Raw genomic sequence first — 13,933 nt, 5'->3', positions numbered from 1 at the left:
CCGACCGACACCCGCGTCTTTTCCAAGGAGCCCATCATGAACGATCGTCTTCCCCTGTCCTGGACCCGTGTGTGCCCGCTCGACGACATCGTGCCGAACACCGGCGTGTGCGCGCTCGTCAACGGCGAGCAGGTCGCGGTGTTCCACGTCGCGCACGCCGAAGCCGGCGGCGTGTTCGCGATCGACAACGTCGACCCGGTGTCGCAGGCGGCCGTGATGTCGCGCGGGCTGATCGGCAGCCTCGGCGAGCGCGTCGTCGTCGCGTCGCCGCTGTACAAGCAGCATTTCGACCTGCGCACCGGCGAATGCCTCGAAGCGCCCGAGAAGTCGGTGAGCGCGTATCCGTCGCGGATCGAGGACGGTTTCGTGTGGATTGCCGCCTGAGCGCGCCGGAGCACGCATGAGCGCCACCCCCGTCAAGAGCGTGTGCCCGTACTGCGGCGTCGGCTGCGGCATGGTGCTGCACGTCGAGGATGGCGAGGTCGTCAAGGTGTCCGGCGACGCCGACCATCCGACCAACTTCGGGCGGCTGTGCACGAAGGGCTCGTCCGCGCACGTCGCGTTGCGCCGTTCCGGGCGGCTCGATCGCGCGTTCATGCGGCGCGCGCGGGAGGACGATCTCGTGCCGCTGCCGGCCCGCGACGCGATCGCCGAGACCGCGCGGCGGCTGCGCGCGGTGCTCGACGCGCACGGGTCCGATGCGCTGTCGTTCTACGTGTCCGGGCAGATGTCGATCGAGGCGCAATACCTCGTGAACAAGCTCGCGAAGGGCTTCGTCGGCACCAACAACATCGAGTCGAACTCGCGCCTGTGCATGGCGAGCGCGAGCACCGGCTACAAGCAGTCGCTCGGCGCGGACGGCCCGCCCGGGTCGTACCAGGACTTCGATCGCGCGAACCTGTTCTTCGTGATCGGCGCGAACATGGCCGACTGCCACCCGATCCTGTTCCTGCGGATGATGGATCGCGTGAAGGCCGGCGCGAAGCTGATCGTCGTCGATCCGCGCCGCACCGGCACCGCCGACAAGGCCGACCTGTTCCTGCAGATCCGGCCGGGCACCGATCTCGCGCTGACCAACGGGCTGCTGCACCTGCTGCACGCGAACGGCCGCACCGATGCCGCGTTCATCGACGCGTACACCGAAGGCTGGGACGCGATGCCCGCGTTCCTCGCCGACTACACGCCTGAGCGCGTCGCGGAAATCACGGGCCTTGCCGAAGCCGACATCCGCACGGCCGCGCAATGGATCGGCGACGCGCAGGAATGGATGAGCTGCTGGACCATGGGGCTCAACCAGAGCACGCACGGCGTGTGGAACACCAACGCGATCTGCAACCTGCATCTCGCGACGGGCACGATTTGCCGCCCCGGCAGCGGGCCGTTCTCGCTGACCGGCCAGCCGAACGCGATGGGCGGTCGCGAGATGGGCTACATGGGCGCAGGCCTTCCCGGCCAGCGCTCGGTGCTGTCCGACGACGACCGGCGCTTCGTCGAGAACCTGTGGCGCGTGCCGGCCGGCACGCTGCGCAACGAAACCGGCAACGGCACGGTCGACCTGTTCGAGCGGATGGCGGCCGGCGACATCAAGGCGTGCTGGATCGTCTGCACGAATCCGGTCGCGACCGTGCCGAACCGGCAGAACGTGATCGCGGGGCTGCAGGCCGCGGAGCTGGTGATCGCGCAGGACGCGTTCCTCGACACCGAGACCAACCGCTACGCGGACATCCTGCTGCCCGGCGCGCTGTGGGCCGAGGGCGACGGCGTGATGGTCAACTCCGAGCGCAACATGACGCTGATGCGCGCCGCGATCGCACCGCCCGGCGACGCGCTGCCCGACTGGCGCATCGTCGCGGAGGTCGCGCGCGCGATGGGCTTCGGCGACGCGTTCGACTATGCGTCGGCGGCCGACGTGTTCGACGAGATCGTGCGTTTTTCGAATCCGGCGACCGGCTACGACCTGCGCGGCGCGAGTCACGCGGCGCTGCGCGACGGCCCGGTGCAATGGCCGGTCGCGCCGGGCACCGCGCGCGAGCGCCACCCGATCCGCTACCTGAACGACGGCGTGAGCCAGACGCCGCGCGCGGCAGACGGCGGGCACGATGCGCCGCGCATCGCGTTCCCGACGCCGTCGGGCAAGGCGCGCTTCTTCGCGCGGCCGCACGTCGCGCCGGCCGAACTGCCGGACGACACGTTCCCGATCGTGCTGAATACCGGGCGGCTGCAGCATCAATGGCACACGATGACGAAGACGGGCAAGGTCCCGATGCTGAACAAGCTCAATGCGCGCCCGTTCGTCGAACTGCATCCGGACGACGCGCTCGCGCTCGGCATCGCGACGAAGGACAGCGTCGAGATCCGTTCGGCGCGCGGCCGCGCGGTGCTGCCGGCCGTCGTGACCGAGCGCGTGCAGCGCGGTAGCTGCTTCGCGCCGATGCACTGGAACGACGTGTACGGCGACGACCTGTGCATCAACGCGGTGACGAACGACGCGATCGATCCGGAATCGCAGCAACCCGAACTGAAATATTGCGCGGTCGCGCTGACGCGCGTCGACACGGACGCGTTCGCGTCCGACGACGACGACACGGCGCGGCCCGATGCCGCCGCGGCCGCCGCGGCCGATGCGCGGCCCGCGCCGGCGGCGGTGCAGATCACGGCTTCACAGGAATCCGACATGGCAGACCTCGACACTTTCGCGGCGGCGCTCGGCGTGGCCGATCTCGCGCCGCCGCCGCTCACCGATGCGGAGCACCTGTACGTGGCCGGCCTTGTCAGCGGGCTGAAGGCGAGCGCCGGCCGGCGCGAGGGCGGCGTGCCGGTGCTGCCGGCCGGCGCGCCGCTCACGCCGCCGGTGCGGTTGTGGCTCGACGGGATGCTCGCGGGGCTGTTCAGCCGCTCGCTGCCCGCCCACCCGGCGCAGGGCGCGGCGCCCGCGCTGCCGGCCGACGCCGCCGCGCCCGGCGGCGTGCGGATCGTGCGCACGCGTCCGAAGGTCGTGCTGCTGTGGGCGTCGCAGACGGGCAACATCGAATCGCTGACCGAGGACTACGCGACGCAGCTGATGAACGCGGGCTTCGAGATCCGCACCGCGTGCATGTCCGACTATCCGGTCGCGTCGCTGGCGAGCGCGCAATACGTGCTGCTGATGACGAGCACGTTCGGCGACGGCGATGCGCCCGACAACGGCAGCGAGTTCTGGGATGCGCTGCAGGCAGGCGGCGCCGCGCGCCTCGACGGCGTGCACTTCGCGGTGCTCGCGTTCGGCGATCGCAACTACGACCAGTTCTGCGGCCACGGCCGCCGGCTCGATGCACGGCTCGCGGAACTGGGCGCGGCGCGCTTGTGCGCACGCGTCGATTGCGACGTCGAGTTCCAGCGCGATGCGGACCAGTGGCTCGAACGCGTGGTCGCCCGGATCAAGGACGCGGATGCCGCGCTGCACGCGGTGCCGACCGCCGGATTGAGCGCGTCGGGGCTGCTGCCGACCAAGGCGCGTCCGGCGCCGTCGAAGCTCGTCGCGAACCTGCGGCTCAACCGGCCGGGCGCCGCGAAGGACACGCGCTACGTGTCGCTGTCGACCGAAGGCGCGAACCTCGAATACGAAGCCGGCGACGCGCTCGGCGTGTGGCCGACCAACTGCCCGGAGCTGGTCGACGAGTTGCTGTCGGTCACCGCGCTGAAGGCCGACGCGCCGGTGTCGATCGACGGCGTCGGCGACATGCGCCTGGGCGACGCGCTAACGCGCCACTTCGACATCACGCGCCCGCATCCCGACACGCTCGCGTTCATCGCGTCGCGCAGCGCGAACGGGGCGCTAAAGGCGCTGCTCGGCGACGATCGCAAGGCCGACCTGAAGCAATGGTTGTGGGGGCAACAGCTTGCGGACGTGCTGCACGAGTTTCCGGTCGAGCTGTCGGGCGCGGAGCTGGTCGCGATGCTGAAGCGGCTGCAGCCGCGCCTGTATTCGATCGCGTCGAGCCCGAGCGCGCACCCGGGCGAGATCCACCTGACGGTGTCGGCCGTGCGCTATCACAACGGCCGGCGCGCGCGCAAAGGCGTCGCGTCGACGTTTCTTGCCGATCGCGCGGACGACGGGCGCGTGCCGGTGTTCGTGCAGAAGTCCGCGCATTTCCGGCCGCCGGTGAACGGCGACGTGCCGGTCGTGATGGTCGGCCCCGGCACGGGCGTCGCGCCGTTCCGCGGCTTCCTGCACGAGCGGCAGGCGCGCGGCGCGCGCGGACGCAACTGGCTGTTCTTCGGCGAGCAGCACGCGCAGACCGACTTCTACTACGGCGACGAGCTGGGCGCGATGCGCGACAGCGGCTTCCTGACGCGGCTCGATCTCGCGTTCTCGCGCGACCAGGCCGACAAGATCTACGTGCAGGACCGGATGCGCGAGCAGGGCGCCGAGCTGTACAAGTGGCTGGAGGAGGGCGCGCACTTCTACGTGTGCGGCGACGCCGCGCGGATGGCCAAGGACGTCGATACCGCGCTGAAGGCGGTCGTCGCCGAGCACGGCGGGATGTCGGACGAAGCCGCGAACGACTACGTCGCGCGGCTCGCGAAGGCGCGGCGCTACATGCGGGACGTGTACTGACCGCATGAGCGGCGGGCGTGCGGCGCCCGCCGTCGTGTTGGCCGTTATTGCTGCCGGTTCCATGCGTGCGCCTGCTCGGCGCGCACGAACGCTTCCGACGACTTCGGCAGCAGGTTGCGGAACGCGCCGCCGTCGCGTTCGATCACGTCGACCATCAGCGCGATCATTTCCGCAGGATCGTGCTGCTCGAGCGGGAAGGTGAGCCGCTCGGGCGTCACGATGTGGACGGCCGGATCGTGCCAGCGCCGCGGCGTTTCCATCATCCGGTCGTTGAAGCCCGTGCTGTACGGGCCCGGGTTCACGACCGCGACGCGGATGCCGTGCGGCGCCAGCTCCGCATGCATCGCCTCGGCGACCGATTCGACCGCGTGCTTCGACGCGCAATACGCGCCCGTGAACGGCCCGGTGATCAGCCCTGCGATCGACGACACGAACACGATCTTGCCGTGCCCGCGCGCGACCATCCCGCGAGCGATGCGCTGCGTGAGTTCGAGCGGCCCGAACACGTTGACGTCGAACAGCTCGCGCACGATCTCGAGCGGCAGGTCGACCAGCGCGCCGGCTTCGCCGACGCCCGCGTTGTTCACGAGCACGTCGAAGTCGAGATCGGCCGCGTGAGCGCGATCGTAGGCCGACGTGACGTCGAGCTTCAGCGCGCGCAACGCGGTGCCGCGCTGCGCGGCGGCTTCCCTCAGCGCGCCGATTTCGGCGGTCGTGCGCACGCCGGCCGTGACCGCGTGACCGTGTTGCGCGAGCCGCAGCGCGACTTCGCGGCCGAAGCCGGTGCCCGCGCCGGTGATGAGGATGCGTTTGCGTGCCATGTACTTACCTCGAGGTGGGAAAGGTTGCTTGAAATTGATCGCGGCAGTGCCGGGCGATCGCGTCGTCCTGCTCGACGCTGCCGCCCGATATGCCGATCGCGCCGACGCAGCGCCCGTTGCCGTCGACGAGCGGTTCACCGCCGCCGAACGTGACGAGCCCGCCGTGGCTGTGCTCGATCCCGCGCAGCGGGCCGTCGCCGGACATCGCGCCGAGCGCGCCGGTCGACGCGCGAAAGCGGATCGCCGTCAGCGCCTTGCGTTGCGCCAGGTCGATCGCGCCGAGAAAGCAGTCGTCGGTGCGGATGAACGCGAGCAGATTCGCGCCGGCGTCGACGATCGCGATGGAGACGCCGGCGACCTGCAGCGACGCCGCCTGCGCGAGTGCGGCGTCGAGCGTGTGCCGGACGGCTGCCAGCGGCAGTGGGGGGCGGTGCGGATTCATTCGATGCTCCGTTGGGGGCGAAAGGGGCAGTGTAGGCAGTTCCGGTATATGGGAGAATCGGCATTCCGCTCGAAGGAGTTTCAAGTTTTTTTAATGATGAGCAGACGCGATCCGATGGCCGGGCTGCACGTGTTCATGAGCGTCGCGACGGCCGGCAACTTCACGCGCGCGGCCGCCGCGCTGGGCCTGACGCCCGCCGCCGTCAGCCTCGCGATCGGGCAGCTCGAGGGCGAGCTGAACGTGAAGCTGTTCAACCGCAGCACGCGCGGCGTGAGCCTGACGGAAGCCGGTCAGCATTACCTGCAGCAGACGGAGCCCGCGTACCGGCAGGTCATGCAGGCGCGCGACGCGCTGAAGGAGGTGCGCAGCGAGCCGGGCGGGCTGTTGCGCGTCACGGCGCTGCCGCTGGCACGCTCGCTCGTGATCACGCCGATTCTTGCCGCGTTCCGCGCGCGCTACCCGAAGGTCCGGCTCGAGATCCGCTACGAGAACGAGCTGGTCGATATCGCGAAGGACGGCTTCGACGCGGGGATTCGTCTTGCCGACCGGCTGCAGCCCGGCATGATCGGCGTGCGGATCGCGCCTGCGTTGACCTGCGCATTGGTCGCATCGCCCGGCTACCTGGCGCGGCACGGCATGCCCGCGTCGATCGCGGAGCTGGAGCGGCATGCGTGCATCCGGTTCCGCTTCTCGGAGAGCGGGCGCCTGCACAAGTGGCTGCTGCACGACGGGCGCCGCGACGTCGATCTCGATCCCGAAGGCGTGTACGTGACGAACGATGCCGATGCAGTGATCGATGCCGCGCGTGAAGGCGTCGGCATCGCGTTTGCGTTCATGCGCGAGCGCATCGAGCCGGACCTGCGCGACGGCACGCTCGTCGAGGTGCTGCCGGGCGCGTGCCGGACGCTGCCGCCGATGTGGCTCTATTACGTGAATCGCAAGCACGTGCCGGCGAAGCTGCGTGCATTCATCGACGTGCTGCGCGAGCGGGCCGGAACCCGTTAGGGCCTGCCCTGCAGCGATGCGCCGGACGGCGCATGATGGCGGCTTCACTCACGCAGCCCTGGAGTCGCGTCATGACGGCACGCCGGAATTTCCCGCTTCGAACCCTCGTGATGGCCGCATCGCTGGCCGCCGCCGCACTCGGCTGCGCGCCGGCTGCCGCCCAGACGTCGACCGTGCCGACGGGCACGGCTGCCGCGACGCCCGACAACGCGGTGCTGTTGACCGTCTTTCTCAAGCACGACCAGTCGCGCCCGCTCGCGGAGCTGAACGCGCAACTCGCGAAGCAGGGGTTCTACAAGGCGTTTCCGCCGCCGGGCGTGGAGGTGGTGAGCTGGACCGTGACGATGGGAATCGGGCAGATCGTGGTGCTGCGGTTGCCGGCGTCGCGCGTTCGGGAGGTCAATCGCGTGCTCGAGGATACGGCGTGGGGCGCGTACCGGACGGAGTTCTATCCGACCTACGACTACAAGGCAATCGGGCTGGCGGAGCACGAGCGGGCGAAGTGACGGCGCGCGACCATCCGTCCCCATTCCCTGAAACCCGCGTGGGCTCGCGGTTTTCGCTCGTTCGTGCGGGCGGCCGGGAGAATTTTTCCCGAATGCGCGATTCGTCATTCGACCGATGAAAAATCCCCGGTGGTTCCCGGTATGATGCGCACCGTGCGCATGATTCGATGCGCCGTTGATGCGCCCGCCGGGCCCAAACCGCCCGGTGCGAGGCTGAAAGATTCTGTAACATACATTCCGTATACTCGTCATTTCTAATTCTGGCGCCCGTGCCTCGGACCTAGGCCGGCCGCCCTCGCACAACAACCAGATTCGTCGCCGCCCGGCCGTCCCGCGCCGCGACAAGCTATGCACCGCCACTGAACAATCTATGTCTTCCCGCCACTCTGGTCCGCCCGGCCGCGCCGCGGCGGCGATCGCCCGTGTGTCGACGCTGATCCGCAACGAGCGCGTGCTGTCCCCGCTGCTCGCGCTCGGCATCGGCCTGCTGCTGATCGTGGTTTTCCAGCACCTGTCCGAATCCGTCGACTACCGGTCGGTGATCCGCCAGCTGCGCCACATGTCCGTCGGCGAATGGGGCGCGTCGCTCGCCGCGACGGCCCTCAGCTATCTCGCGCTCGTCGCCCGCGATGCGGTCGGCCTGCGCTACGTCGCCGCGAAGGTGCCGCGCGCCGCGCTGTGGATCGGCGCGATCGCCGGCTCCGCGCTCGGCAACGCGACCGGCTTCGGCGCGCTCACGGGCGGCGCCGTGCGCGCGCGCGTGTACGGCGTGTCGGGCGTCACGCCCGCGCAGATCGGCCGGATGACGGTATTCACCAGCGGCACGCTCGCGCTCGCGCTGGTGCTGATGACGGCGGTCGGCATGGTCTGCGTGCCGCAGACGCTCGCCGCGATGCTGCATGTCGCGCCTGGCGTGCTCACGTGGAGCGGCGCCGCGCTGCTCGTGCTGCTGGCCGTCGTGGTCGCGATGTGCGGCAACACCGCGCGTCCGGTCGTCACGCGCTTCAAATGGCTCGCGTTCGACGTGCCGGCACGGCGCGACCTCGTCGCGCAGGTCCTCTACGCGGTGCTCGACGTCGTGGCCGCCGGCCTGACGCTGTGGGTGTTGCTGCCGGTCGCGCCGGTCGGCTTCCCGACCTTCATCACCGTGTACGCGGCCGCGCTGCTGCTCGGGATGATCGGTCATACGCCGGGCGGGATCGGCGTGTTCGAAGCCGCGATGGTGTTCACGCTGGGCCGCGAATTGCCCGCGCACGCGATGGTCGCCGCGCTGATCGCCTATCGCGCGATCTACTTCGGCGTGCCGCTCGTGCTGTCGGCCGGCCTGCTGGCCGGCTTCGAGGGCCGCGCGCTGCGGCGCCGGCTCGTGTCGCGGCAGGCCGCGCGCGTGTCGCAACTGGCGCCACTGTTCCTGAGCCTCGTGACCTTCGCGGTCGGCGGGATGCTGGTGATCTCGAGCGCGACGCCCGCGTTCTGGCACCGGATCGCGATCCTGCGCAACATCGTGCCGCTGTGGGTGCTCGAAGGCTCGCAGGTGATCTGCAGCGTGCTGGGCGTCGCGTTGCTGTTCGTCGCGCGCGGGCTGCTGCGCCGGCTGGACGGCGCGTGGTGGATGACTTTCGCGTTGACGCTCGCGAGCCTCGCGCTGTCGCTGGCGAAGGGCCTCGCGTTCGTCGAGGCCGGCGTGCTCGGCACGCTGCTGGTGCTGCTGCTCGTCAGCCGCCGCCGCTTCAGCCGGCATTCGTCGCTGCTCGCCGAGCGCTTCACGATGAGCTGGTTCGTGTCGGTGACGATGGTGCTGATCCTCGCGGTGTGGGTGCTGTGCTTCGCGTTCCGCGATGTGCCGTACACGCGCGATCTGTGGTCGCATTTCTCGTTCGACGCACGCGCGCCGCGCGCGCTGCGCGCAACCCTGGCGGCCGGCGTATTCGTCGCGCTGTTCGCGCTGTGGCAGCTGCTGCGCCCCGCGCCGGGCCGTTTCGTGAAGCCGGTCGCGCAGGACCTCCTCGACGCCGAGCAGATCATCCGCGCGCAGGAATGCAGCGATGCGGGCCTCGCGTTGATGGGCGACAAGTCGTTCCTGTTCTCCGAATCGCGCCGCGCGTTCCTGATGTACGCGAAAAACGGCCGCACGTGGGCCGCGCTGCACGATCCGGTCGGCCCGCGCGAGGAATGGCCGGCGCTGATCAGCAAGTTCATTGCGCTGGCGCACGCGCACAGCGGCCGCGCGGCGTTCTACCAGGTGCGCGCGAACGCGTTGCCGCTGTACCTCGACGCCGGGCTCACGCTGATGAAGCTCGGCGAGGAAGCGCACATCGCGCTCGACCGGTTCGACCTGAAGGGCTCGAACCGGTCGCACCTGCGCTACGCGCTGCGCCGCGGCGATAAGGACGCGCTGACGGTCGAGGTGATCGCGCCGTGTGACGTGCCGGCCGCGCTGCCGTCGCTGCGCGACATCTCGGACGGGTGGCTCGACAGCCGCGACGCGCGCGAGAAGAGCTTCTCGGTGGCCGCGTTCCACGACGGCTATCTCGCGACGCAGTCCGTGATGCTGGTGCGCCAGGCCGACAAGCCGATCGCGTTCGTCACGTTCATGACGACCGACCTCAACACCGAGGCGACGGTCGGCGTGATGCGTCACCTGCCGGAAGCGTCGCCGTATGCGATGGAATATCTGTTTACGCAGCTCGCGCTGCATCTGAAGGAAGCGGGGTTCCGCAAGCTGAGCCTGGGTATCGCGCCGTTCTCGGGGATGGGGGCGGCGAAGATGCCGTCGCCGTGGCACCGGTTCGGGCTGATGGTCTGGCGCTTCGGCGGCCGCTTCTACAACTTCCGTGGCTTGCGTGCATTCAAGAGCAAGTTCGAGCCGCACTGGGAGCCGCGCTATCTCGCGGCCTCGGGCTCGGTCGGCGTGTTCGTCACGCTCGCGGATCTGTCCCTGCTGGCTGGAGGTCGGCGCTCATGATGTTGAAGAAGGTTATCGCGCAGGCGGCAGTCGCCTGCGCGGGAATGATGTTGGCCGGCGCCGCGCTCGCGGCGCAGCCGGCGGCGGCGAAACCGGAAACCGTGTCGGGCGGCCGCTACGGCCCCGTGACCGTGACGAAGCCGAGCGGTCCGCTGCGCGGCTTCGTCGTGCTGTTTTCGCGTGAGCGCGGCTGGGGCGCCGCCGACCAGCAGGCGGCCGACGCGCTCGCGAAAGCGGGCGCGATGACGGTCGGCGTGGATTCGGAGCGCTATGCGGCGAATCTCGCCGCGCAGCAGGAAACCTGTCACCACCTCGACGGCGACGCCGAGGCGGTCAGCCACCAGCTCGAACGCCTCGCGCAGTCGGCGCGTTACTACACGCCGATCGTCGCGGGCGTGGGCCAGGGCGGCGCGATCGCGAAGCAGATCCTGGCGATGGCGCCGGAGAACACGATCGCCGGCGTCGTGTCGGTCCAGCCGGCGGCAAAGCTCGATGCGCGCTTCAAGCCGTGCCCGCCCGATCCGACGATCGTGCGCCGCGCGATGCCGGGCTTCGTCGAAACGGCCGCGGCCGGCGACACCGCGAAGCTCGTGTCGCTCGTCACGTCGCACCTGCACGACACCAGCAGCAGCGACGAGCTCGACGTGTCGGACCTGCCGCTCGTCGAGCTGCCCGCCAAGGGCGGCAGCGACCGCCTCGCGATCGTGATCTCGGGCGACGGCGGCTGGCGCGATCTCGACAAGACGATCGCCGAGGCGCTGCAGCGCGACGGCGTGTCGGTGGTCGGTATCGACAGCCTGCGTTATTTCTGGAGCGAGAAGCCGCCCGCACAGGTGAGCCGCGACCTGGCGCGCGTGATGCGCACGTACATGGCGCGCTGGCGTGCGAACCGCGTGGCGCTGGTCGGCTACTCGTTCGGCGCGGACGTGATGCCGTTCGCGTACAACCGGTTGCCGGCCGACCTGCGCGACAAGGTCGCGGTGATGTCGCTGCTCGGTTTCGCGCCGGCGGCGGATTTCCAGATCCGCGTGACGGGCTGGCTCGGGATGCCGGCGAGCGACAAGGCGATGAAGGTCGCGCCCGAAATCGCGAAGGTGCCGCCGTCGCTCGTGCAGTGCTTCTATGGCGCGGAAGAGCAGGACACGATGTGCCCGGCGCTCGCGAATACCGGCGCCGACGTGATCAAGACGGGCGGCGACCACCACTTCGGCCACGACTACATCGCGCTCGAGAAGAAGATCCTCGGCGCGTTCGGCAAGCCGGTGGCGGTGCGTTGAACGCCGGCGCCCGCTTCGCGGCGGGCGCGGCGCTTGCGGTTCATCGGACGGGCGGCCTGCGGGCCGCCCGTTTTCACGTTTCCCTTTCCGCCCGCGTCGCGGCGTCCTGCCGCGGCGTCGTCGTTCTCGCATCGCGCTGATAGACGCCGGGAAACCGGGACGGGACAAGCAGCAGATCGGGACGAAAGGGCGCAGCAGATCGAAGGCGCGCCGGCGCACGCCGGGCATGCGTGGCGCACGCCCGGGTGAGATTCAGGCTTGCGCGGGGGCGTCGACGATCAACGCCGGATCGAGTGCGCGGATGCGCTGGTCGATGAAGTAGCCGCCGCCTTCCTGGTAGCGCAGATACAGCCGGCCGCACGTCACGCAGCAGCTGACGTTGCAGCGGTTGTACGGGAAGTGGCGCGGCGCGATCGGCGCGTCGTCGGACGCGTAGCGCGTGCCGGCCGGATGGTATTCGTCGTAGGTGGGCTCAGGCTCGTCGGGCGGCGCGAGCGTCGCCACTTCGGCGAGCTGCGTGTGCGGCAGCGACAGCGGCAGGCTCGTCCAGCTGGCCAGCGACGTCTTCGTGCAGGTGCACGGCTGCGTGACGCCGGCGGCTTCGGCCGCGAGCTTCAGCAGCGCGGCGTGATCGAGGTAGGGCAATGCGCTCATCAGAGGGGACTCGTGTGAAGGAGCGAAGGGGTTCGCAATGTAACTCTTATGCACGCCGGCTGCACGGCGGCGGCTTGCGTGGGCTTACCCGGCCTTGCGTACCGCCGGTTCGGCGACCAGCTCGCCGAGCACGCGGATCGCGCGTTCGATGTCGCCGCTCCACGGATGGCCGAAGTTCACGCGCACGCAGCGCTCGAAGCCGTGCGCGGCCGAGAACAGCGGGCCCGGCGCGAAGCTGATGCCGCGCGCGATCGCCTGGCGATGCAGTTCCATCGCGTCGATCGCGTCGGGAAACGACAGCCACAGGAAATATCCGCCGTCCGGCCGCACCCATTCGACGCCGGGCGGAAGCCAGCGCCGCAGCGCGTCGTCCATGCGGGCGAGCTGCGTCTGCAGCGCACCGCGCAGCTTGCGCAGGTGACGATCGTAGCCGCCATGCTCTAGATAATTCGCGATGCCGACTTGCGCGGGAATGCTCGCCGACAGCGTGGTCATCAGCTTGAGCCGCTGCACCTTTTCCGCGAAACGGCCGGCGGCGGCCCAGCCGATCCGGTAGCCGGGCGCGAGCGTCTTCGAGAACGAACTGCAATGCATCACGAGGCCGTGCCGGTCGTAGGCGCGCGCGGGCAGCGGGTAGTCGGCACCGAAATGCAGCTCGCCGTACACGTCGTCTTCGATCAGCGGCACCTCGCGCGCGGCAAGCATCGCCACGAGCGCGCGCTTCTTGTCGGCCGACAGCGTGACGCCGGTCGGATTCTGGAAATTGGTCATGAACCAGCACGCGCGGATGTCGTGTCGGTCGAGCGCGTTCGCGAGCGCATCGAGATCGAGGCCCGTGTGCGGATCGACGGGAATCTCGACCGCACGCAGGTCGAGCCGCTCGATCGCTTGAAGTGCCGCATAGAAACCGGGTGACTCGACCGCGACGACGTCGCCCGGCCGCGTGACGGCCATCAGGCACAGGTTCAGCGCTTCCAGCGCGCCGTTCGTGACGACGATCTCGTCGACAGGCTGCGCGATGCCGGTCGCAAGATAGCGTCGCGCGATCTGCTGGCGCAGCGCCTCGTTGCCGGGCGGCAGGTCGACGACCGTGCTCCACGGGCTGACGAGCCGCGTCGCCTGCGCGAGCGACTTCGCGAGGCGCTGCAGCGGAAACAGCTGCGGCGACGGGAATGCGGAGCCGAGCGGCACGATGCCGGGTTGCGTCGCCGCGTCGAGCACCGAGAACACGAGATCGCTGATGTCGACCTTGCGGGTCGCGCCGGCGCGGCTCGCGCGGCGTTTCGCCGGCGCGTTCGCCGCGGGGCTCGCGCCCGGCGCGACGTAATAACCGGAGCGTTCGCGTGCGCGGATCAGCCCCCACTGTTCGAGCAGGTAGTACGCGCGAAACACCGTCGACTGGCTCACGCCATGCTGCGCGATGATCTGCCGCAGCGACGGCAGGCGCGTGCCGACCGCGAGGTTGCCGTTGCGGATTTCGTCGGCGATCGTGTGGGCGAGCGTTTCGTAGCGTTTCATCGGTGCGGACGGGGGCACGTGGCCGTCGCGCGCGGGGTGGGTGCGGCGCCGCGCCGGCGGGGGGACGTCATTGTCCGACGGGCGCTTCGAAAAGGAAAGCGCGACGGCGGCTGTCGGTCGCGCTTGCATGGCGCTTCCGGTGCTTGCG

At 69.9% G+C, this 13,933-nt stretch carries 10 protein-coding genes; 6 read left to right on the top strand and 4 right to left on the bottom strand.

Going from position 1 to position 13,933, the window contains the following annotated elements:
• Window positions 1-36 precede the first annotated feature (36 nt).
• Window positions 37-384 (top strand): nitrite reductase small subunit NirD, encoded by a 348-nt coding sequence (nirD, locus tag SB786_RS27580; protein WP_011658936.1) that lies wholly within the window; start codon window positions 37-39, stop codon window positions 382-384.
• Between the two features lie 16 nt (window positions 385-400).
• Window positions 401-4,597, top strand: coding sequence for a molybdopterin-dependent oxidoreductase (locus SB786_RS27575; RefSeq protein WP_410730244.1), 4,197 nt, complete (start codon window positions 401-403; stop codon window positions 4,595-4,597).
• A gap of 44 nt (window positions 4,598-4,641) precedes the next feature.
• Here the strand turns inward: SB786_RS27575 and SB786_RS27570 are convergent, their stop codons facing one another.
• Both SB786_RS27570 and SB786_RS27565 read right to left on the bottom strand, forming a co-directional pair.
• Window positions 4,642-5,418, bottom strand: coding sequence for an SDR family oxidoreductase (locus tag SB786_RS27570; protein ID WP_410730243.1), 777 nt, complete (start codon window positions 5,416-5,418; stop codon window positions 4,642-4,644).
• A gap of 4 nt (window positions 5,419-5,422) precedes the next feature.
• Window positions 5,423-5,860: a GlcG/HbpS family heme-binding protein gene (locus tag SB786_RS27565; protein WP_410730242.1), complete on the bottom strand. Its 438-nt coding sequence runs from the start codon at window positions 5,858-5,860 to the stop codon at window positions 5,423-5,425.
• A gap of 96 nt (window positions 5,861-5,956) precedes the next feature.
• On the opposite strand from SB786_RS27565, the gene SB786_RS27560 reads away from it, so the two are divergent.
• The 4 genes from SB786_RS27560 (at window position 5,957) to SB786_RS27545 (ending at window position 11,613) form a co-directional block, all read left to right on the top strand.
• On the top strand, window positions 5,957-6,865 hold the full coding sequence (locus tag SB786_RS27560) for a LysR family transcriptional regulator (protein WP_410730273.1): 909 nt from the start codon (window positions 5,957-5,959) through the stop codon (window positions 6,863-6,865).
• Window positions 6,866-6,936: 71 nt separating this feature from the next.
• The gene (locus SB786_RS27555) at window positions 6,937-7,371 is read left to right on the top strand and encodes a hypothetical protein (protein ID WP_006752741.1); all 435 of its coding nucleotides are present in this window, start codon (window positions 6,937-6,939) and stop codon (window positions 7,369-7,371) included.
• A gap of 370 nt (window positions 7,372-7,741) precedes the next feature.
• Window positions 7,742-10,336, top strand: a complete 2,595-nt coding sequence (gene mprF / locus SB786_RS27550) for a bifunctional lysylphosphatidylglycerol flippase/synthetase MprF (protein ID WP_410730241.1) — start codon at window positions 7,742-7,744, stop codon at window positions 10,334-10,336.
• Window positions 10,333-11,613, top strand: coding sequence for a virulence factor family protein (locus SB786_RS27545; RefSeq protein ID WP_410730240.1), 1,281 nt, complete (start codon window positions 10,333-10,335; stop codon window positions 11,611-11,613). Before mprF ends, SB786_RS27545 begins: the two co-directional genes overlap by 4 nt.
• A gap of 252 nt (window positions 11,614-11,865) precedes the next feature.
• Here SB786_RS27545 and SB786_RS27540 read toward each other — a convergent pair whose 3' ends face one another.
• The gene (locus SB786_RS27540; protein WP_410730239.1) at window positions 11,866-12,267 is read right to left on the bottom strand and encodes a hypothetical protein; all 402 of its coding nucleotides are present in this window, start codon (window positions 12,265-12,267) and stop codon (window positions 11,866-11,868) included.
• Between the two features lie 84 nt (window positions 12,268-12,351).
• Complete coding sequence (locus tag SB786_RS27535) at window positions 12,352-13,785, bottom strand: PLP-dependent aminotransferase family protein (protein WP_410730238.1); 1,434 nt, start codon at window positions 13,783-13,785, stop codon at window positions 12,352-12,354.
• Between the last annotated feature and the right edge of the window lie 148 nt (window positions 13,786-13,933).

The organism is Burkholderia sp. SIMBA_062 (genome assembly GCF_046534765.1).
GTDB classification, from domain to species: Bacteria; Pseudomonadota; Gammaproteobacteria; order Burkholderiales; family Burkholderiaceae; genus Burkholderia; species Burkholderia ambifaria.
Note: the sequence above shows the minus strand (reverse complement) of the source record. Positions and strands in the feature narration are given on the sequence as shown.